The following is a 19,658-nucleotide window of genomic DNA, read 5'->3' as shown; positions in this document are numbered from 1 at the left end:
CCTGACGTCGTGCGCCGCGTGCTCGAGATGTCACCCGCGGTGACCCGTCTCCTCGGCGTCCTGGCCTGCGCCCTGGTCGCGGGGGGCTGCGTCGGCGCCCCGGGTGCGCCCTCCGCAGGCACGGCCACCTCGGGCAACAGCACCTCGGGCACGGCCACCTCGGGCACAGCCACCTCGCGACCGCGGTCCGGTCCGGTGACGACCACCACCCCCGCCCCCACCTCCACCCTCGCGTCGACGTCCAGCACCGCCCCGCCGGCCCGGGCCGGCGTGGCGGCCCTCACCGCGCCCGTGGTGACCAAACTGCTCGTCGTGGTGGTCGAGAACCACTCGCTGGCCCAGATGCGGTCAGCCATGCCCTACACGTACTCGCTGGCCCAGCGCTACGGGTACGCCGACCACTACACGGCCACCCGTCACCCCTCGCTGCCGAACTACCTGGCCATCGCCTCGGGGAGCACGCACGGCGTCACCGACGACGGCGGTCCGGCCGTCCACCGCCTGCACGGCCCCAGCGTCTTCGGGTCGGCCCTGGCCCGGGGTCGCACGGCCGGGATCTACCTCGACGCCATGACCACGCCCTGCCGGCTCACCGCTGCGGGACGCTACGCGGTGAAGCACAACCCCTGGGCGTACTTCGTCGACGAGCGGGCCGCCTGTGGGCGCTACGACCAGCCCCTGGCTGCCTTCGACCGCGCGGTACGCGCCGGAACGCTGCCCGACGCCGGGATGCTGGTGCCCGACCTGTGCCACGACGCGCACGACTGCTCGCTGGCCACGGCCGACCAGTGGTTCCGCGCCCGGATGGCGCAGGTCCTGACCGGGCCGGACTGGCGGTCCGGCCGCCTGGCGGTGGTGCTCACCGCGGACGAGGACGACCGCACGGCCGGCAACCGCGTGCTGACCGTCGTGGCGCACCCGTCCCTGTCCCACGTCGTCGTACACACGCCGCTGACCCACTACTCGCTCACCCGGCTCTATGCCGAGGTCACCGGCACGCCGCGTCTGGGCGAGGGGGCCAGGGCCCCCTCCATGGCTGCCGCGTTCGCGCTCCGGACGCGGTAGCGGGGCCGCTCACCCCCAGCCGAGGGCGTGCAGCTTCGCGTCGTCGATGCCGAAGTGGTGGGCGATCTCGTGGACCACGGTCACCGCGATCTCGTCGAGCAGCTCGTCGCGGTCCTCGCACATGCGGCACAGCGGGCCGCGGAAGATCGTGATCCGGTCCGGCAGCGCACCCGCCCAGGCGTCCCCGCGCTCGGTCAGGGGAGTGCCGTCGTAGACGCCCAGCAGGTCGGGGTCCTCCGGTGGTGGCTCGTCCTCGACGAGGAACACCACGTTGTCGAGCAGCGCCATCAGCTCGCCCGGCACCTCGTCCAGGGCGTCACCGACCGCCAGCTCGAACTCCCGTGCCCCCATCTCGACCACGCGCCCAGCCTGCCACGCAGCCCGCCGCCGGCGGGACACCACCCCCGGACAGCCGTATGCCGCCCGCTCCGGGGGGAGCGGACGGCATACCGGTGGAATCGGTGCCCGGGAAGGCCTCAGGGGCGCTTGCGGGGCTTGCGGTGCGAGCTCTCGAGAGCCGGGCGGGACGCCTCCTCGTGGGGGGCCTCCTCGATCGCCTCGAGGGCGTGGCCGTCGTGGTGGGCGGCAGCGAGCTCGGCCGGCGTGACCGGGTCGATGCGGTCCTTGAAGTAGAACTCCGACAGCGCGACCCGCAGCTTGTCCTTGCGGGCGGTGGGGGAGGCGACACCGTGCTCGTCGACCCCGGCCGTGAGCTGCAGGGGCTCCTGCTTGTCGTGCTGCACCAGCAGCCAGCGGGTGTACTCGTCGAGCGGCTCGTGCTGCTCGAAGAACTGGCCGTCGGCGGTGCGGACGATGCGGCCGGTCTCGCGACCGTGCAGCACGAGGTCGCGGTCGCGGCGCTGCAGCGACAGGCAGATCCGCTTGGTGACCCAGAAGGCGATCGGTGGGGCGACGAAGAACGCCGCACGCAGGATGTGGGTGATGTCGTTGATCGACAGGCCCAGCTTGATCGCCATGATGTCGTTGCCCGCGGCGAACATGAGCACGCCGTACATCGTCAGCGCCGCCATGCCCAGGCCGGTGCGCGTCGGGTTGTTGCGCGGCCGGTCGAGCAGGTGGTGCTCCCGGTCGTCGCCGGTGACCCAGCGCTCGAGGAAGGGGTAGGCAGCCATCAGCCCGTACATCACGGGGATGAGGAGGATGGCACCGATCATGACGTTGAAGGAGAACGTGAACCCGAAGGCCGTGAACTCCAGCCAGCCGGGCAGCAGGCGCAGCGCACCGTCGGCGAAGCCCATGTACCAGTCCGGCTGGGAGCCGGCGGTGACTGGCGACGGGTCGTAGGGCCCGTACGCCCAGATGGGGTTGATCGTGACCAGCGCCGCGATGAGGGCGAGGACACCGAAGACGATGAAGAAGAAGCCACCGGCCTTCGCGGCATACACCGGCATGACCGGGAAGCCGACGACGTTGTCGTTGGTCTTGCCCGGGCCGGGGTACTGCGTGTGCTTGTGGATGAAGACCAGGCCGATGTGGGCGACGAAGAGGCCGACCAGGATCGCGGGCAGCAGCAGCACGTGCACGGAGTACAGGCGGGGGATGATCGCCTCGCCGGGGAAGGCGCCGTCGAACAGGAAGTACGACATGTACGAGCCGAGGACGGGGACCGAGCGCATGAAGCCCTCGGCGGCCCGCAGGCCGGTACCGGACAGCAGGTCGTCGGGGAGGGAGTAGCCGGCGAAGCCCTCGACCAGCGCGAGCATCGACAGGATGCAGCCGATGACCCAGTTGATCTCACGGGGCTTGCGGAACGCACCGGTGAAGAACACGCGGAGCATGTGCACCGACAGCGCGACGATGAACATCAGCGCGGCCCAGTGGTGGATCTGCCGGATGAGCAGGCCGCCACGGATGTCGAACGAGATGTCGACGGTGGAGCGGTAGGCCTCGGAGACGGTGACGCCACGCAGCGGCAGGTAGGAGCCGTCGTAGACGACCTGACCGGCGCTGGGGACGAACCAGAACGTCAGGAAGGTGCCCGAGATCAGGCAGATGATCATCGAGTACATGGCGACTTCACCGAGCATGAAGGACCAGTGGTCGGGGAACACCTTCTTCATGAGGTACCCGACCGGCTTGGCAGCACCGGTGCGGTCGTCGAGCCAGCCGGCGACACCGCCGACGGCCTTCATCCCGGGGTTCGCCGGGGCCTCCGGCTGCGGGTCCTCGCGGCGAAGGCGATCGATCGGGTCGTCGGAGGACCCGTTGCGGTCGTTGCTCATGCGGAACCACGCTCCCAGAAACTCGGGCCGACAGCCTCGCGGAAGGCGGAGTCGGCCACCAGGTAACCCTCGGAATCAACGGTGATCTTCAGCTGCGGCAGCGGGCGCTTGGCCGGGCCGAAGATGACCTTGCAGTCCTGCGTCACGTCGAACGTCGACTGGTGGCAGGGGCAGAGCAGGTGGTGGGTCTGCTGCTCGTACAGGCCCACGGGGCAGCCCACGTGGGTGCAGATCTTGGAGTACGCGACGATGCCCTCATGGCCCCAGTCACGCTCCTTCTTGGGCTTGATGTCCTCGGGGTTGAGCCGCATCAGCAGGACGGCGGCCTTGGCCTTGTCCTCGAGGACGTGCTCGGAGTCCTTGATCGACTCGGGAAGGACGTGGAAGACCGAACCGATCGTGACCTGGTCGGCGCGGATCGGCGTGCGCTCCGGGTCGCGGACGAGCCGGTCGCCCTTCTTCCAGATGGTCTTGGAGAGCGCGTCCTTCGGCACCGGGCCGAGGCCCGCGACGAGCGGGACGACCAGCGTGATGGGCGGCAGCGCGAGCGCGCCGAGCAGGGAGTACTTGATGAGGGGGCGACGACCGAGCTGGGCCTTGTCCCCACCGGCCGTCAGCTCCGAGACCACGCGCTGGCGGTCCTCGTCCTTGGCCCGCTGGGGGTGGCGGTACTCGACCGACTCCGCGTCGGGCATGAGGGTCTTGGCCCAGTGGACGGCGCCGACGCCGACGCCGAGCAGGGCGACGGCCATCAGCACGCCGATGACGACGTTGTAGAGGCTCGCGTCACCGATCCCGGGGATGTAGGTGCTGCTCTCCTTGTCGATCGCGAAGAAGGCGATGATGAAGCCGACCGTCGCGAGGCTCGAGAGGCCGAAGAGCGTGGCGACCTGCTTCTCGGCGCGCTTGGCGGCCTTCTCGTCGAGGTCGGCCATGCGCGCGACGTGGGGCGGGAGGCCGGGGTTCTCGAAGCGCTCGGGGAGACCCCCGGTGCCCTCGATGTGACCCTGGTCCAGCCGCACCGCCGAGGCGCCGTAGCCGTTCGAGCCCGTGCCGACGACCTCGCCGTGGGGCGTGCCGTTTTCGCTCATCGTGAGTTCGATCCTGTCGCGTTGCGGTCGTGAGTTCCATGGTGCGCCTTCGGCGCGGATGTGGCCACCGGATGTGACATGCGCATCAGGCGGCCTTCTTGCCCAGCCAGACCGCGAAGGCGACCATGATGCCGAGCCCGAAGACCCAGACGAAAAGTCCCTCGGAGACCGGCCCGAGGTTGCCCAGGGCCATGCCGCCGACGTTCTCCTGCTTGTCGACCGAGTGCAGGTAGGCGACGATGTCGTTCTTGGACTCGGGGGCGATGTTGGTGTCGCTGAAGACCGGCATCGACTGCGGGCCGGTGACCATGGCCTCATAGATGTGCTTGCCCTCGACGTCGCGCAGCGACGGGGCGTACTTGCCGCGGGTCAGCGCACCACCCGAGCCGGCGAAGTTGTGGCACATGGCGCAGTTGACGCGGAACAGCTCGGCGCCCTTGGCGACGTTGCCGCCCTGGCCGCTGGAGACGTCGCTGTCCGGCACCGTGGGGCCGGGGGCCAGCGAGGCGATGTAGGCCGCGACCGAGGCGATCTCGTCGTCGCTGAACTGGACCCGCTTCTGCGGTGCCTGGACCCCGGGGGCCGCGAGCGGCATACGACCGGTGCCCATCTGGAAGTCGACGGCGGCCGCGCCGACACCGGCGAGGCTCGGGCCGGCCTTGGTGCCCTGGGCCTGCAGGCCGTGGCACGTCGCGCAGTTGGCGAGGAAGAGCTTCTTGCCGTCCTGGACCGAGCTGGCCGAGGCGGTGGCGGCGTCGGCCTGCTTCGGGGCGAAGGTGGCGTAGGCGACGCCGGTCACGACGAGGCCGAGCAGGATGAGCAGGGCGATCGCGGCGGGGTGTCGGCGGCGGGCGGCCAGGGCGTTCACGGTGCGGTCCTGTCGGTGGGTGCGGGCAGGGCGGTCAGGGGACTGGTCGGCAGCGACGTCATGTCGGCGCAGGTCACTTCAGGAGGTAGATGGTCGCGAACAGCGCGATCCACACCACGTCGACGAAGTGCCAGTAGTACGAGGTCACGACGGCGCCGGCAGCCTGTGCGTGGCTGTAGTGCCGGGTCGTGAAGGTGCGGCCGATGATGAGCAGGAAGGCGAGCAGCCCGCCCGTCACGTGCAGCGCGTGGAAGCCGGTCGTCAGGTAGAAGACCGAGCCGTAGGCGTCGGAGGAGAGCGTGATGTTCTCGTGGACGAGCTCGGAGTACTCCAGCACCTGACCCGACACGAAGATCGCGCCGAAGACGTAGGTGAGGACGTACCACTCGCGCATGCCCCACTCCTTGAGCGACAGGAGGCTCGCGCTGCCGCGGTGCGGCTTGCCGTGCTCCGCGGCGTGCACGCCGAGCTGGCACCACACCGAGGAGATCACGAGGATGATCGTGTTCATCGTGGCGAAGGGGACGTTGAGGACGTCCGTCTTCACCGACCAGAGGTCGGGCTCCACCGAGCGAATCGTGAAGTACATCGCGAACAGGCCCGCGAAGAACATCAGCTCGCTGGAGAGCCAGACGATGGTGCCGACCGACACCATGTTGGGTCGGGACACGGGCCCGTGACCGGGAATGCTCCCGGTCGCTCGGGGGACGTCGGAAGTCACGGATGCTGTCGCCACGAGCGCCATTATTGCCCATTCCCGGACGGGCACACCGCCGACCCCCCGACGGATGCCCGACAGATGCCGGACAGCCGCCTGACAGGTGTCGCAGAACACCTGTGCGGGGTCCGCGACGTCGGCTCGAAGGCCGTGCGACAGGCCGCCGGGGCCGCACCGGTAGCATCTGCGTCATGACCGCTTCGCACGCGACCGCCGCCGACCCGACCCCCTCCACGGGGTCCTCGGCTCGTCAGATCTCGGTGCTCCTCTACAGCGACGACCGCACGACCCGTGACGCGGTGCGCGTCAACGTTGGCCGGCGCCCGGCCCGCGACGTCGAGGTCACCCTGTGGCGTGAGTGCGCCACGGCCGCCGCCGTGGTCGAGGCGGTCGAGTCGACGCGCTTCGACGTGCTGGTCCTCGACGGCGAGACCTCGCCGATCGGTGGGCTGGGCCTGTGCCGCCAGCTCAAGAGCGAGATCTTCGACTGCCCGCCCGTGCTGGTCCTCACCGGACGCCCGCAGGACGGCTGGCTCGCGACGTGGTCCCTGGCCGACCTGGCCGTCCCGCACCCGCTCGACCCGATCGCCCTGGCCGGTGCCGTGGCGGAGCTCGGTCGACGCGGGCGCCCGAGCGCGTCCTGACCGCCGTGTCCTCACAGGTCGGGTCCGCGTACACCTGGCCGGACCTGCTCACCCTGCTCCTCGCGGGTGAGCACCTCACCGGTGACCAGGCGTCCTGGGCGATGGACCAGGTGATGAGCGGTGAGGCCTCGGCGGTCCAGGTCGCCGGCTTCCTCATCGCCCTGCGCGCCAAGGGGGAGACGGTCGAGGAGCTGCGCGGCCTCGCCGACATGATGCTCGCGCACGCCAACCGCATCGTCGTCCCCGAGCCCAGCCTCGACATCGTCGGCACGGGTGGCGACCGTTCGCACACGGTCAACATCTCGACGATGGCGTCGGTCGTCATCGCCGCCAGCGGCATCCGCGTCGTCAAGCACGGCAACCGGGCCGCGTCCTCGTCGTCGGGGTCGGCCGACGTCCTCGAGGCCCTGGGCGTGAGCCTGACGCTCTCGCCCGAGCGCGTGCAGCAGGTGGCGGGCGAGGCCGGCATCACCTTCTGCTTCGCCCAGACCTTCCACCCGGCGATGAGGCACGCCGCCGCGGCGCGCAGCGGTCTCGGTGTGGGCACGACGTTCAACGCCCTGGGTCCGCTGACCAACCCCGCGCAGCCCACGTATGCCGCCGTCGGTGTCGCCGACCCGCGGCTCGCGACGCTGATGGCCGGGGTGTTCGCCGACCGCGGCAAGGACGCGGCGGTCTTCCGCGGTGACGACGGCCTCGACGAGCTGACGCTCAGCACCACGTCCACGGTGTGGTGGGTCCGCGGGGGCACGGTCACCCAGCGCACCCTGGACCCCCTCGACCTCGGGCTCGAACGGCAGCCGATCGAGGCCCTCCGCGGCGCCGACGCGGCCTTCAACGCCCGGGTCGCCCGTGAGCTCTTCGACGGCAGCCGTGGGGCGGTCCGGGACGCTGTGGTCCTCAACGTGGGCATCGCGCTGGCGCTCACCGAGCCCGACCGTGGCACCTCCGACGCGGACTTCCTCGCGGGCATCCGCACAGGGATGGATCGCGCCGAGCAGGCCCTGGACTCCGGTGCGGCGGCGGAGAAGCTTGCCGCCTGGGCCGCAGCCACGACCGCCTGATCGTCCGCCCCCTCGCGTGGGCGCTCGGGCGCGTCAGGACATCTGGCTCAGCCAGCTGACGGCCTGACGGGCTCCTGCCCGGCTCTGCTCGTAGCGGGCGCCCACGAGGAGCAGCGCGACCCCGACGGTGCCGAGGGTGAGGTACCGCGGTGCGTGCAGGGTCACCGGCCCGAGCTGGGTCACCGCCACCAGCGCTGCGGCGGCGGCGCCGAGCACCACCAGCGCCTGCCAGCGGCGCCACGCGCCGAGGGCGAGGACGGCGGCGCCCAGCGTGACGGTGACCAGGGCACGGGCGAGGTCGTCGCCGACGGCCGTGGCCAGTGCCGACGGCAGCAGCCCGACGGCCAGCGCCGGTCCGGCGACGGCCCAGGACCGGTCACCCAGCTCGCGGTGCGACCACAACCCGGCAGCGAGCAGCACCAGGGCCAGGGGCACCGTGTACGCCTCCAGCCGGGTCACCTCCGCCTCGAGGAGCTCCAGCCACACCGCGGTGGTGAGCCCGAGGACGGCGGCGGTGACGACAGCGCGGCGGTGCGGGAGGGCGGCATACCCCACCGCGACGAGACCGTATGCCGCGGCGGCACCCGCCGCTGCGTGCGGCCAGCCGTGGTCGAGGGCGACGGCCACGGCGGCGAACGACGTGAGCACCGCGCCGGACCCCAGCACGAGCTCGTCGAGGGCGCCGCGGCGCCAGGCGGACAGCGCTGCCAGGGCGGTGGCCGTCAGGGCCAGCAGGGTCCACTGCACCTCAGGGGAGACGAGTCCGCCGGCCAACCAGACCGCTGCGGTGCCGCTGACGGCGGCCAGGCCCTCGGCCGCCGGTCGCACCGCGGGACGCAGGACCGCGGCGACCGCAGCGGTGGCGGCGAGGGCGGCCAGGACGGTCGCGGTGACCGCCTCCGGCAGCTGCTGGCCCGCTGACGTGACGAGGGCCAGGACGAAGCCGAGGCCGGCGACGGCGGCCACCGGCAGCTCCTCGGCCCGGTGCGGGCGGGCGAGGGCCGCCGAGGCCAGGACGACGGCGAGCGCTGTGACGGCCAGGGCCTGGGTGGTGGGCGAGACAAGTCCGGAGGCCAGCGCCACGGCGCCGAGGAGGGCGAGCGCGCCGACACCCGAGGCGACGGACCGCCCGCGGGGGCGCAGGACGGCGGTGGCGGTGGCGGCCACGGTGACCGCGGCCAGGACGGTGGCGGTGACCCCGTCGGGCAGCCGCTGACCGGTCGCGCCGGCCAGGGCGAGGGCGAAGGCCAGGACGGCGACGGCGGCCACGGGCACCTCCTCGGCGCGGGCGGGGCGGGCCAGCGCGGTTGCGGTCAGGGCCAGCCCGAGCGCGGTCAGCGCGAACACCTGCACCACGGGGGAGCCCAGACCCGAGGCCAGCGCGACCGCCCCCAGCAGGGCCAGTGCTGCGACGCCCGAGGCGACGGCCCGCCAGGCAGGACGGCGGGCAGCCGCGGTCGTGGCGACGGAGGCGACCGCCAGGAGGGTGATGGTCGTGGCGACGTCGGCCCCGTGGGCCGCGCCGACGACGACGAGGAGCAGCTGCGCGAGGCCCAGCTCGCCGAGGAGCCACAGGTCCCCGAGGGACCGGCTGGGGCGTCGCAGGACGAGCAGGCCGGCGCCGACCGCCGCGACGAGCACGGCGAGCACGGCCGTGCCGGTCGCGCCGACCTGGAGGCCGAACGACAGCACCGCGGTCGGCGCGGCCAGGGTGGCGGTGACGGCCACCACGCCGAGCGCGCGCCAGTCGCCGGTGAGCGCCCGGGCCGACCAGTCGGCGCGCACGGCAGCCCGCGAACCGAGGACGGCCGCACGGGCAGCGACGACCCGGCGGACGACCTCTGCGCCCGCGGCGCAGACGAGCAGGAGCAGGCCCACGCTGACCGCGCCCGAGAAGGTCACCGAGGAGGGGCCTCCCGGCTCAGCCCCGGCGAGGGCACCGGCGGCGGCAGCGAGGAACGCCAGCACGACCCAGCCGGACGCGGGCCCCGCGGCAGCTCGCCTCGTCAGTCCCAGCGACTCGGGCAACAGCAGCCGTGCCGCGCCGAAGACTGACGCACCCAAGAGGGAGAGGGCTGCCACGGGAGCGGGGTCGTCGGCCAGGGCGACGACACCGGCCCACGCGATCGAGGCCGAGGTGAGCGACAGGAGGGCGAAGGCCGCGATCCTGCGGTCACGGCGGTGCAGCGCCGCGAGCAGGCAGGCGACGAGCAGGCCGGTGACCGTGGCGTACGGGCGCGAGTCGAGGCCGGCCAGGCCCAGCAGCCCGAACCGGCGGGCGGCGGTCGTGTCCAGCAGCAGCAGGCCGCCGGCCACGAGCGCGAGCGCCTCGGCGCTGCTGGACAGGCCGCGCCGGGAGAGCCGGAGGGAGACGCCCGCCGCCACCGCGGTGAGGCCGCCCATGACGACCATCTGGCCGTAGGGGCCGATGAGGAACCAGGCGACGGCGAGGGCGATGGACGAGGCCACCAGGACGAGCAGGACGCCCACTCCGAGCAGGGTCTGCTGAGTGGTCCAGCGCCGACGCGGTGCGGCGGCCGCCGGTGGTGCGGCGGGCGGTGCGATGTCGGCGGGTGGTGCGGTGACGGGTGGTGCGGTGACGGGTGGTGCGGTGACGGGTGTCGGTGTCGGACCGGCAGGGGTGGGCGAGCTCGAGGCGAGGACGTCTGCTCCGGAGCCCGCCGCCGTGGCGACGCCCCCTGCCTCGAGCACGCCCGTGGTGCGCAGGGCCAGCAGGACCTGTGCTCGTTCGGTCCGTAGGGCTGCGAGGCGCTGGTCGAGCTCCCACAGCCGCGCGGCGTCGGGTCCGATCAGGGGCAGTCGGCAGGCGGGGCACTGGACCGGCTGGGCCGGGAGCGGGGCGCCGCAGGACGGACAGGGGATCGGGGGCATCGGTCCTCCAGGGAAGGGCGCGCACCGTGCGCGGTGGCACGAGTGTGGAGGGTGCGCCCTGCCGCCGGATGGGTTCTGCTACTCAGATCAGCCGGACGGGTGTCCGTACTCCCGGGTGGTCGCGCGGACGGCCCCCTGACGACCGGGATGGCCCGTGGGCTCAGTCGCCGTCCAGGCCGAGGCTGAACGCCGCCTCGAGGTCGTGCTTGGAGTACGTGCGGAACGCGATGTGCGTGTTGGTGCCCGTGACGCCCTCGACCTTGTTGAGCCGTCCGGCGATGACGTCGTGCAGCTCCTCGTGCGCGCGGACCCGCACCAGCGCGATGAGGTCGGCGTCGCCGGCCACCGAGTAGACCTCGCTGACCCCGTCCAGCTCGGCGATCGCCTGGGCGACCTCGGGGATCCGGTCGACTTCGGCGTTGATGAGGACGATGGCGGAGATCACCTGCCCACTGTATCGGCGGGCGCGGGCCCGCGGCGTCAGGATGCGGCGACGAAGGCGGAGCGCTGGGACCGTTCGGCCGTCCCCTCCAGCGCGACGCGGGCACCGGCTGCGCCACCGACGGGGCAGGTCCACTCGCCGTCGACGTCGACGACCCTGACTCCGGGCTGCTCGAGCCAGCGCAGGATCTTCTCGGTCTCCTCGGGGATCGCGGCCGGTGCCGGCCACGGTGCGGGCAGGACCACCTCGGCCGCCTGGCGCATCGCCTCGACGTAGGGCATCGGGTCGGCGCCGCGCGGGGAGATCGTGGAGGCGGCGAGGCGTCCGTGGCGGACCACGACCAGCTCCCATCCGCCCGCGGCGGCCCGGCGGGCGGCGACGATCTCCGGGCTGGCGGCGAGGGGCGCGATGCGCTGCGCCCGCGCCATACCGCGGACGAGCGCGAGGAGGCGGTCACGCAGGGTGCCGGCGTCCTCGTACCGCTCCTGCTCCGCGAGGGAGCCCATCCTGCCGCGCAGGGCGGTGACCACGTCCCGGGAGTCGCCGACGAGGGCGTGCACGGCGTCCTGGACGACCACGTCGTACTGCTGGACGGACTGGGCGCCGGTGCAGGGCGCGCCGCACCGGCCCATGTCGGCGAGGGCGCACGACCCGACGAACCTCGTGGGGGAGAGGCGCTGGACGCACTGCCGCAACGGGATCACCTCGTGGACGGCGGCGACGGCCGCCTCGGCGGAGGAACGGCTGCCGAAGGGGCCGATGTACTTCGCGCCGTCGGCCCGGACCTCGCGCACGATCGACAGGCGGGGGAAGGCCTCGACGGTGAGCTTCACCCAGGTGGCGCGCTCGGGGGTCTTCGATCGCCGGTTGTAGCGCGGCTTGTGCTCGGCGATGAGGCGCAGCTCGCGGACCTCGGCCTCGAGGGTCGTGGCGCAGACGACCGGGGTGACGCTCTCGGCGAGGCGCACCATCTCGGCCATCCGTGAGCGGTGCTCGGACGCCGTGAAGTAGCTGCGCACGCGGGTCCGGATGTTGACCGAGGTGCCGACGTAGAGGACGCGGCCGGCGCCGTCCTTGAACAGGTAGACCCCCGGCTGGTCGGGCAGCCCGTCGGCGAGCCAGCGCTTGCGGCGCTGCGCCGGGCTGACCCTGGAGGTGTAGCTCGAGAGCTCCTCGAGGGTGTGGACCCCGAGGCTGCCGACCCGGCCGATGAGGGCGTGCAGGACGTCCACGGTGGCGCGCGCGTCGTGCAGCGCCCGGTGGTCGGGGGTGGTCTGCGCGCCGAACAGCGCCGCGAGCGTGGACAGCTTGTGGTTGCGGGCCTCGTCGCGGGGGACCAGCTGCCGCGCCAGGTGGACGGTGTCGAGGACCGTGTGGCGGGGCCACTCGATGCCCTGCAGGGACGCGGCCATCTTGAGGAACCCGATGTCGAAGCGCGCGTTGTGCGCCACCAGCACGGTGCCGGCGGCGAACTCCATGAACGCGGGCAGGGCCGACTCGATGCGCGGGGCGTCGGCCACCATCGCCGTCGTGATGCCGGTGAGCGCCTGGATGAAGGGGGGGATGGGCAGGTGCGGGTTGACCAGGGTCTGGAACTCGCCGAGCACCTCGCCGCCGCGGACCTTCACCGCCCCGATCTCGGTGATCGCGGAGTCGGCCGGGCTGCCACCGGTGGTCTCGAGGTCGACGACGACGAACGTGACATCGGCCAACGCCGTGCCCAAGTCGTCGAAGGTGCCCTGGACCATCTGCATGTCCCCGACGGTATGCCGGTGGTGTGACAGCCCGACGCAGGCGCGCGGGTCCGGACGGGCGGCGTCGGGGGCGACGGGGAGAGCAGCCCGGATGGCGTCGGAGGGCGCTGTCGGTGGCGTCTCGTAGCGTCGTCGTCAGGTGGAAGTGGTCCACCGGGTACACCGACAGCTGACGACGAAGAAGGGGTGATCGCGATGATCATCGACTGCCAGAGCTGCCCCGTGCGTGACCTGCACTGCGACGACTGCATGGTCACGGCGCTGCTCACCCCCTCGAGCGCGGAGCTGCCGCTCGACGCCGCCGAGCGGCTGGCCGTGACGCGGTTCGCGGCGGCCGGGCTGGTGTCGGCGCACGAGGCCGGCGACGTCAGCGCTCGGCGCGAGCCGTGGGCCGCCCACGTCCGCGCCGTCGGCTGAGCGATCCCGTCCCGCCGTCCTGCCTACGATGGGCCGGTGCGGACCAGGGCGGTACAGCGGCGAGTCGCCTCGGTGGCGACCGGCCTGACCTGTGTGACCTGCCTGATCCTGACGCTCTCGTCCTGCTCGGACGACGCGCCCCGCTCCTCCGGGTCCTCGTCCGCGTCCTCTGCGTCTTCTGCGTCGGCTTCGTCGGGGGTGACGACCCAGCAGGGTTCGGGCACCCCGACGGTCGACCGCGAGGAGGCGCTCGCCGCCCTCCTCGACCGTCGGGCGCGCGCCGTCAGGGAGCACGACCGCGCAGCCTTCCGGGCCACCCTCGACGACCCGGCCTCGGGGTTCGGGCTGCGACAGCTGCAACAGTTCGACGCGCTCACGAAGCTGCCGCTCGGGACCTTCCGGTACGGCACCCCCGAGCCCGCGCCGCCGTTGTCGACCGACCGCGTCGCCCAGCTCGGTCCCGATGCCTGGGTCTCCAGGGTCGGCGGGCGCTACAGCCTGGCCGGGTTCGACACCGGCACCAGGGAGTTCGAGTCCTACTTCACCGTGGTCCGGCGTGCTGGCGGGTGGAAGCTGGTCGACGACACCGACGGTGGCACCCAGGTGCAGGTGTGGGACCTGCCGGACCTCGCGGTGGCGCGCAGCGCGACGACGCTGGTCATCGGGTCGGGGCCGGCCAGCCGGTTGCGGCCCTACCTCCAGCTCGGGGACCGCGCGGTGGCGGGCGTGCGCGCGGTCTGGACGCCCCGCTGGAACGCCCGACTGGTCCTCGTGGTCCCGGCGACCTCCGGCCAGATGGCCGAGCAGGTCGGACAGGACCCCACGGCGGTGGCCCAGGTGGCCGCCGTCACCGACGGCCCCTTCGACCCGACGGGGCGGACGGGGACCGACCGGGTGGTCATCAACCCGGAGGCGTTCGCGACGCTCGAGCGGACGGGCCAGCAGGTCGTCACCACCCACGAGGCCACGCACGTGGCCATCCGGGCGACGACGACCAGGCAGGTGCCCCTGTGGCTCTCCGAGGGGATGGCGGACTACGTCGGGTACCGCGACGTCGACGCCACCCGACAACGGATCGCTGCAGCGCTCCTGCAGAAGGTCCGGGCCGGCACCGGGCCGACCGCGCTGCCCACCGCCGGTGACTTCGACCCCGGACGTTCCACGATCGCCCCGAGCTACAACGCCGCGTGGCTCGCGGTGTGCCGCATCGTCGACCGGCACGGCGAGGCCGGGCTGGTGCGGTTCTACCTCGACGTGGCGACCGCTCCCGGGGCCGCGAGCGGTTCGACGAACACCTCGGTCGACCCCGACGCCGACGCGCGGGTGGCCTTCACGACCGTCCTGCGGACCACCGAGCCCGCCTTCACCCGCGACTGGCTGGCGTACCTGCGCCGCCTGGCCGCGTCGTGACGCGCGAGCACGTCGGCACCGACCGGGCCGGGGACGACGACGTAGCGGAGGTGGTGCACCGGCGTGCCGCGCGGGTCGTCGTCGTGGATGCCGACGGGTACGTCCTGATGATCAAGGGGTTCGACCCGCACCGCCCGGAGGACCCGTACTGGTACACCGTGGGCGGGGGCGTCGAGCCGGGGGAGAGCGACCGGCAGGCGGCGGTCCGGGAGGTCCGGGAGGAGACCGGAGCCACCGTCACCGGTGACGACCTCCTCGGGCCGGTGCACGCCGACCGGGGCACCTTCTCGTTCGAGGGGCGCACCATCCACCAGGAGCAGGTCTTCTACGGCTGGGTGACCGAGCGGTTCCCCGCGGAGCCGTCGGCGCTCGAGGAGCTCGAGGTGCGCTCGACGATCCGGATCGACTGGATCGAGCCGGCGCAGACCAGGGCCGCAGGTGAGGCGGTCTACCCCGTGATCCTGGAGCAGCTGGTGGAGGACGTCATCGAGGCCGCGGCGACGCGCTCCTGACCTTCCAGACCTGCCGCACACGCGGCATACGTCGATCTGTCGGGCTCTGGCCAAGCCTTGACCCGGACATTTCGGGCAGCCGAACTCCCGCCGGTTAGGGAATGGAGGAGTGCCGCCGGCAACCGGCCGACGACACCGACCTGACACCGATCCCACCAGGAGCCTGGACATGTCGAAGTACCGCCTCACCCTCGCCGCGGCAGCCGCCGCACTCGCCTCCGGAACCGCGTTCGCCGCGGCGCCGGCCCCGGTCGGTGCAGCAGCGGCCCCTGACGGCGCGGCCACCGTCGCCCGGTCGAGCAGCTACCTGCCGAACGAGCGTGAGAAGGCGCAGAACGAGCGGCTCCAGAGGAACCTCGACGCCGCGATCGCCAAGGCGGCCAAGGACAAGGCTGCCGGCCGTCAGTCCGCTGCCTCCGCCGTGACGACGATCTACTACGACGACGCCAACGCCCCGTCCTTCAACTCGCTCATCGACCAGGGCGCGGCGATCTGGAACTCCCGCGTCAGCAACGTCCGACTCGTCCAGGGCAACTCCTCGAACGCCAGCCTCGCCTACTACGAGGGCAGCGACCCGAGCGGCTCCTACTACTCCGGCGACGGCCACGGGAGCGGCTACATCTTCCTCGACTACGACCAGGCGAACACCTACGCGCCGCAGCGCATCGTCACGCACGAGACCGGTCACGCGCTCGGCCTGCCCGACCGCTACACCCAGCCGTGCTCCAAGCTCATGTCCGGCGGTGGCCCCGGCCCGTCGTGCACCAACCCCTACCCGGACTCCGTCGAGGCGTCCGAGGTGAACACCCTCTGGGCCAACGGCTTCGCCGCGGTGGGGACCTTCGCGAAGGTCGGCTGACCCTCAGGGAGCTGCGGCCTCTCGCGACGACCGGGCGCGCCCCCCACCCACGTGGGCGGGCGCGCCCTGCTGCGCCCCGTCGCCCGGCACCGTGGCCGCCGCAGGCACGCGCACGGCGAGTGAGACCACGACCAGCGCGCCGACCAGCCAGAACTGGTTGTAGAAGGCCTGCTTGTTGACGAGGTTCGCCACGAGCAGCACCAGGGCCAGCCAGCGCAGCACCTGACCGAGGTCGGGCTGGCGCCGCCGGACCGTCCAGACCACGGAGGCGAGGGTGCCGAGGACGACCACGCCCGTGACGTAGAACGGCAGGGTCACACCAAAGGTGTTCAGCGCCAACAGGTACAGCGTGTTCGCGAACTTGATGGGGTGGAACGACAGCAGCAGCGTGATGGTGTCGTGCACGAAGTCGGGAGGGCTCGCGAGGAACCACGGCGCGATGAGGACCCCCGTCAGCGCGCCCGTCGCGAGGGTCCGCTGCCAGCCGAACGGCCGCCACACGAGCAGCACGGGGAGCAGCAGCGCGAGGTGCTGCTTGCTCGCGCACGCCAGCGCCAGGGGGACGACCGCCCACCACGCCTCGTCGCGCTGCACGAGGACGGCCCACCACACGATCCCGGTGAGCAGCAGTGGTTCGGTCCAGGCCTGGTCGAGCTGGGTGAGGGTGCCCGGGGCCAGGAGCAGCAGGGCGGTCGCCGCCGCCGCGGTCCAGGTATGGCGCGCCAGCAGCCAGACCCCCGCGACGCCGACCAGGGTCCAGACGGCCAGGGCCCAGCGGACGTCGCCGGCGATCCAGCGGCCGGGGGCGAGCAGCACCGCCGTCCACGGCAGGTAGGTGAAGGCGTCCTGGATGCCGGGGGAGCCGGTCCAGTTCATGGCATAGAAGTTCTCGCCCCTGGCGATGCCGTCGCTGGCCTGCTGGAGGGTGACCCAGACGTCGATGCGCGGGCGCGGTGAGGAGATGACGGCGGTCGCGGCGGCGACGACATACGCGAGGACCGCGGTGGCCCCGGCCGCCCGCGCGGCGCGCACCGCGCCGCGGCCACGGGACCACAGCAGCGCCGCGCACACCAGGGGTCCGGCCACGAGCGCGCTGGTCGCGACGGCGAGGCCGGTGGGGGCGAGGTAGCTGAACAGCGGGACCGCCAGTGTCGCCAGCGCGGCGCCACTGAGGGCGAGGGCGACAGCCGGACCGGTCAGGCGCACCTGCCAGCCGCGCCACTGCCACAGCGCCAGGGCGACGGTGGCCAGTGTGAGCGTGGCGACGATCGGGATGCGGTAGCGCACGACGCTCCACTGCAGGACCGTGAAGAACACCAGCCAGGCCACCGCGAGGACGGTGGCCCGGCTGGACGGGCGCGTTCGGGTGCCGGAGGGCATGCCTAGACCGTAGAGGTCACTCCCGTGCGCCGGAGTACAGGCCCTCCACCTGGTCGTGGAAGTCCTTCATGACGATGTTGCGCTTGAGCTTCAGGCTCGGGGTCAGGTAGCCGTTGTCCTCGGTGAAGTCGCCCTCCAGGACGGCGAACTTCCGGATCGACTCCGCCTTGGAGACCGACTTGTTGGCGTCGTCCACGGCGTCCTGCAGGGCCTTGAGCACGGTCTCGTCGGTGCGGGCCTGCTCGAAGGTCACCCCGGGGATGCCGTTGTTCTTGGCCCAGGCGGGGTACATCTCCTCGTCCAGGGTGATGAGCGCGGCGATGAACGGCTTCTGGTCGCCCACGACGATGCACTGCGACACCAGGGGGTGGGCCCGGAGCCGGTCCTCGAGGGCGGCAGGGGCGACGTTCTTGCCGCCGGCGGTGACGAGCAGCTCCTTCTTGCGACCGGTGATCTTGAGGTAGCCGTCCTCGTCGAGCTCGCCGATGTCGCCGGTGTGGAACCAGCCGTCCTGCATGGCGCCCGAGGTCGCCTCGTCGTTGTTGTGGTAGCTGGCGAAGACGTTGTTGCCACGGATGAGGATCTCGCCGTCGTCGGCGATGCGGATGCCGACCCCGGGCAGCGGCGCGCCGACCGTGCCGATCTTGACGCGGTCCGGGACGTTCACGGTCGCGGGGGCCGTGGTCTCGGTCAGGCCGTAGCCCTCGAGGACGGTGACGCCGATGCCGCGGAAGAAGTGGCCGAGCCGGGTGCCGAGCGGGGCGCCACCGGACACGGCATACATGACCTGGCCGCCCATCGCCGCACGGAGCTTGCCGTAGACGAGCTTGTCGAACACCCCGTGCCTGACCTTGAGGGCCAGGCCCGCGCCACCGGTGTCCTGCGCGGTCGACCAGGCGATGGCGGTGTCGGCGGCGGTCGCGAAGATCTTGCCCTTGCCGTCGGCGGTCGCCTTGGCCTCGGCAGAGTTGTAGATCTTCTCGAAGACGCGCGGCACGGAGAGGATGAAGGTCGGCTTGAACTCGCCGAAGTCCTCGAGCAGGTTCTTGATGTCGGCGCTGTGGCCCATCTTGGCCTCGCCGGTGACGCAGAGGACCTGGATGAAGCGCGCGAAGACGTGCGCGAGGGGGAGGAACAGCAGCGTCGAGGCGTTGTCGGCCTTGACGACCTCCTTGAGCTTGGTGATCGCGTTGTCGGCGAGCGCCATGAAGTTGTCGTGGGTGAGCTGGACGCCCTTGGGGCGGCCGGTGGTGCCCGAGGTGTAGATGATCGTGGCGGTGCTGGCGCGGTTGACCCCCGCCGTCGCCGCGGCGAGCGCGTCGTCGCCGACGTCGCTCCCGGCCTTCTTCAGGTCGGCGATCGCGCCCGCGTCCACCTGCCAGACGTGGTCGAGGCCGGGCAGGTCACCGCGGACCTCGTCGAGGGTGGCCTGGTGCGACGGCGTCTCCAGCATGATGGCGCGGGCGCCGGAGTCGGCGAGGATCCACGCCACCTGCTCGGCCGACGACGTCTCGTAGATGGGGACGGTCACGCCACCGGCGGTCCAGACGGCGAAGTCGGTGAGCGTCCACTCGTAGCGCGTCTTGCACATGATGGCGACGCGGTCGCCGGGCGTGATGCCCGAGGCGATCAGGCCCTTGGCCACCGCCCGCACGTCGTCGTTGAACTCACCCGCCGTGACCTCGACCCAGCCGGAGCCCTCCTTGCGGGAGAACGCGACGTTCTGGGGGTTGTTGGCCGCGTTGCGGGCGGGCAGGTCGGCAAGGCTGCCCTCCGTGGTGGGCTCGACGAGTGGGGGCGCGACGTGTTCCTGCACGGAGTCTCCTTTGACGGCGGCATCACTGGCCTGAGGGGCCAGGGCCCTCAGGACCACAGCCTACCGATGGGTAGCTGCCGTGGGGAGGGCGCGTCGTGACGAGTCACGTGAGGTGCGGAACACTGGCGGCGTGAAGGACTCGCGCATCGACGTCGTGGACGAGACCTTCGTCGACGCCCCGCCGGCGGTCATCCGGGAACGGGTCGGCGACGAGGCGTGGGCGCAGCAGGTCTGGCCGCACGTCCGGCGCGAGGTCGTCCGCGACCGGGGCGTCAAGGGCATCCGCTGGGCCGTGACGGGTCAGGTCTCCGGTGAGATGGAGGTGTGGATCGAGCCCTGGTGGGACGGCGCCATCGTCCACCACTACCTGCGCGGCCACCGCCAGCCCGGTGCACCCCGTGACGTGGCCACGCGCCACACGCTGCGGTGGAAGCGGGCCGTGCACGGACTGAAGGACGGGCTCGAGGGGAACTCGTTGTAGCC

The 19,658-nt window shown here is 72.3% G+C and carries 18 protein-coding genes; 8 read left to right on the top strand and 10 right to left on the bottom strand.

What is annotated here, in order from left to right; all coding sequences use genetic code 11:
• Positions 1 to 9: 9 nt before the first annotated feature.
• A complete protein-coding gene (locus ASC58_RS00505) occupies positions 10 to 1,065 on the top strand; it encodes an alkaline phosphatase family protein (RefSeq protein WP_056918058.1) in 1,056 nt (351 codons plus the stop codon).
• Positions 1,066 to 1,074: 9 nt separating this feature from the next.
• Here ASC58_RS00505 and ASC58_RS00500 read toward each other — a convergent pair whose 3' ends face one another.
• The 5 genes from ASC58_RS00500 to ASC58_RS00480 all read right to left on the bottom strand — a co-directional run bounded on the left by ASC58_RS00500 (position 1,075) and on the right by ASC58_RS00480 (position 6,012).
• Positions 1,075 to 1,416 carry a metallopeptidase family protein gene (locus ASC58_RS00500; protein WP_082552804.1) on the bottom strand — a complete coding sequence of 114 codons (342 nt, stop codon included), beginning with the start codon at positions 1,414 to 1,416 and terminating at the stop codon, positions 1,075 to 1,077.
• Between the two features lie 125 nt (positions 1,417 to 1,541).
• Positions 1,542 to 3,308 carry a ubiquinol-cytochrome c reductase cytochrome b subunit gene (locus ASC58_RS00495; RefSeq protein ID WP_056914892.1) on the bottom strand — a complete coding sequence of 589 codons (1,767 nt, stop codon included), beginning with the start codon at positions 3,306 to 3,308 and terminating at the stop codon, positions 1,542 to 1,544.
• Positions 3,305 to 4,399, bottom strand: a complete 1,095-nt coding sequence (locus ASC58_RS00490) for a ubiquinol-cytochrome c reductase iron-sulfur subunit (RefSeq protein ID WP_056914891.1) — start codon at positions 4,397 to 4,399, stop codon at positions 3,305 to 3,307. The genes ASC58_RS00495 and ASC58_RS00490 overlap by 4 nt, the downstream gene beginning before the upstream one ends.
• Before the next feature lie 85 nt (positions 4,400 to 4,484).
• Positions 4,485 to 5,267, bottom strand: coding sequence for a c-type cytochrome (locus ASC58_RS00485; protein WP_056914890.1), 783 nt, complete (start codon positions 5,265 to 5,267; stop codon positions 4,485 to 4,487).
• Between the two features lie 73 nt (positions 5,268 to 5,340).
• On the bottom strand, positions 5,341 to 6,012 hold the full coding sequence (locus tag ASC58_RS00480) for a heme-copper oxidase subunit III (protein ID WP_082552803.1): 672 nt from the start codon (positions 6,010 to 6,012) through the stop codon (positions 5,341 to 5,343).
• Positions 6,013 to 6,176: 164 nt separating this feature from the next.
• Here ASC58_RS00480 and ASC58_RS00475 point away from each other — a divergent pair, with 164 nt between their 5' ends.
• Together ASC58_RS00475 and trpD are read left to right on the top strand one after the other, a co-directional pair.
• On the top strand, positions 6,177 to 6,629 hold the full coding sequence (locus ASC58_RS00475) for a response regulator transcription factor (RefSeq protein WP_056914889.1): 453 nt from the start codon (positions 6,177 to 6,179) through the stop codon (positions 6,627 to 6,629).
• Positions 6,630 to 6,634: 5 nt separating this feature from the next.
• Positions 6,635 to 7,693, top strand: coding sequence for an anthranilate phosphoribosyltransferase (trpD, locus tag ASC58_RS00470; RefSeq protein WP_200947696.1), 1,059 nt, complete (start codon positions 6,635 to 6,637; stop codon positions 7,691 to 7,693).
• 33 nt (positions 7,694 to 7,726) lie between these two features.
• On the opposite strand, the gene ASC58_RS20845 is transcribed toward trpD, so the two are convergent.
• The 3 genes from ASC58_RS20845 to ASC58_RS00455 all read right to left on the bottom strand — a co-directional run bounded on the left by ASC58_RS20845 (position 7,727) and on the right by ASC58_RS00455 (position 12,781).
• On the bottom strand, positions 7,727 to 10,585 hold the full coding sequence (locus ASC58_RS20845; protein ID WP_056918057.1) for a zinc ribbon domain-containing protein: 2,859 nt from the start codon (positions 10,583 to 10,585) through the stop codon (positions 7,727 to 7,729).
• Positions 10,586 to 10,745: 160 nt separating this feature from the next.
• Positions 10,746 to 11,030, bottom strand: coding sequence for an Lrp/AsnC family transcriptional regulator (locus ASC58_RS00460; protein ID WP_056914887.1), 285 nt, complete (start codon positions 11,028 to 11,030; stop codon positions 10,746 to 10,748).
• Between the two features lie 35 nt (positions 11,031 to 11,065).
• Complete coding sequence (locus ASC58_RS00455; protein WP_056918056.1) at positions 11,066 to 12,781, bottom strand: DEDD exonuclease domain-containing protein; 1,716 nt, start codon at positions 12,779 to 12,781, stop codon at positions 11,066 to 11,068.
• A 195-nt stretch (positions 12,782 to 12,976) separates the two neighbouring features.
• Here ASC58_RS00455 and ASC58_RS00450 point away from each other — a divergent pair, with 195 nt between their 5' ends.
• The 4 genes from ASC58_RS00450 (at position 12,977) to ASC58_RS00430 (ending at position 15,979) form a co-directional block, all read left to right on the top strand.
• The gene (locus ASC58_RS00450; RefSeq protein ID WP_056917156.1) at positions 12,977 to 13,198 is read left to right on the top strand and encodes a hypothetical protein; all 222 of its coding nucleotides are present in this window, start codon (positions 12,977 to 12,979) and stop codon (positions 13,196 to 13,198) included.
• A gap of 198 nt (positions 13,199 to 13,396) precedes the next feature.
• The gene (locus ASC58_RS21210; protein ID WP_056918054.1) at positions 13,397 to 14,608 is read left to right on the top strand and encodes a hypothetical protein; all 1,212 of its coding nucleotides are present in this window, start codon (positions 13,397 to 13,399) and stop codon (positions 14,606 to 14,608) included.
• Complete coding sequence (locus ASC58_RS00435) at positions 14,605 to 15,120, top strand: NUDIX hydrolase (RefSeq protein WP_056918053.1); 516 nt, start codon at positions 14,605 to 14,607, stop codon at positions 15,118 to 15,120. The genes ASC58_RS21210 and ASC58_RS00435 overlap by 4 nt, the downstream gene beginning before the upstream one ends.
• Positions 15,121 to 15,289: 169 nt before the next feature.
• Positions 15,290 to 15,979 carry a snapalysin family zinc-dependent metalloprotease gene (locus ASC58_RS00430; protein WP_056914882.1) on the top strand — a complete coding sequence of 230 codons (690 nt, stop codon included), beginning with the start codon at positions 15,290 to 15,292 and terminating at the stop codon, positions 15,977 to 15,979.
• Positions 15,980 to 15,982: 3 nt separating this feature from the next.
• Here ASC58_RS00430 and ASC58_RS00425 read toward each other — a convergent pair whose 3' ends face one another.
• Positions 15,983 to 17,359 (bottom strand): DUF2029 domain-containing protein, encoded by a 1,377-nt coding sequence (locus tag ASC58_RS00425; RefSeq protein ID WP_056918052.1) that lies wholly within the window; start codon positions 17,357 to 17,359, stop codon positions 15,983 to 15,985.
• A 16-nt stretch (positions 17,360 to 17,375) separates the two neighbouring features.
• Positions 17,376 to 19,175, bottom strand: a complete 1,800-nt coding sequence (locus ASC58_RS00420) for a long-chain fatty acid--CoA ligase (protein ID WP_056918051.1) — start codon at positions 19,173 to 19,175, stop codon at positions 17,376 to 17,378.
• Positions 19,176 to 19,305: 130 nt separating this feature from the next.
• On the opposite strand from ASC58_RS00420, the gene ASC58_RS00415 reads away from it, so the two are divergent.
• Complete coding sequence (locus ASC58_RS00415) at positions 19,306 to 19,656, top strand: hypothetical protein (protein ID WP_056914879.1); 351 nt, start codon at positions 19,306 to 19,308, stop codon at positions 19,654 to 19,656.
• Positions 19,657 to 19,658 lie beyond the last annotated feature (2 nt).

The organism is Phycicoccus sp. Root101 (assembly GCF_001426245.1).
In the GTDB taxonomy this organism is placed as follows: Bacteria; Actinomycetota; Actinomycetes; order Actinomycetales; family Dermatophilaceae; genus Pedococcus.
The sequence above is the reverse complement of the archived record's forward strand: the minus strand, read 5'-3'. Positions and strand labels throughout refer to the sequence as shown.

Excerpts from the sequence above, each read along its gene's own strand:
- ASC58_RS00425 (WP_056918052.1), bottom strand. The coding sequence starts at position 17,359 with ATGCCCTCCGGCACCCGAACGCGCCCGTCCAGCCGGGCCACCGTCCTC.
- ASC58_RS20845 (WP_056918057.1), bottom strand. The coding sequence starts at position 10,585 with ATGCCCCCGATCCCCTGTCCGTCCTGCGGCGCCCCGCTCCCGGCCCAG.
- ASC58_RS00450 (WP_056917156.1), top strand. The coding sequence starts at position 12,977 with ATGATCATCGACTGCCAGAGCTGCCCCGTGCGTGACCTGCACTGCGAC.
- ASC58_RS00455 (WP_056918056.1), bottom strand. The coding sequence starts at position 12,781 with ATGCAGATGGTCCAGGGCACCTTCGACGACTTGGGCACGGCGTTGGCC.
- ASC58_RS00480 (WP_082552803.1), bottom strand. The coding sequence starts at position 6,012 with ATGGCGCTCGTGGCGACAGCATCCGTGACTTCCGACGTCCCCCGAGCG.
- ASC58_RS00495 (WP_056914892.1), bottom strand. The coding sequence starts at position 3,308 with ATGAGCAACGACCGCAACGGGTCCTCCGACGACCCGATCGATCGCCTT.
- ASC58_RS00490 (WP_056914891.1), bottom strand. The coding sequence starts at position 4,399 with ATGAGCGAAAACGGCACGCCCCACGGCGAGGTCGTCGGCACGGGCTCG.
- ASC58_RS00475 (WP_056914889.1), top strand. The coding sequence starts at position 6,177 with ATGACCGCTTCGCACGCGACCGCCGCCGACCCGACCCCCTCCACGGGG.
- ASC58_RS00500 (WP_082552804.1), bottom strand. The coding sequence starts at position 1,416 with ATGGGGGCACGGGAGTTCGAGCTGGCGGTCGGTGACGCCCTGGACGAG.
- ASC58_RS00430 (WP_056914882.1), top strand. The coding sequence starts at position 15,290 with ATGTCGAAGTACCGCCTCACCCTCGCCGCGGCAGCCGCCGCACTCGCC.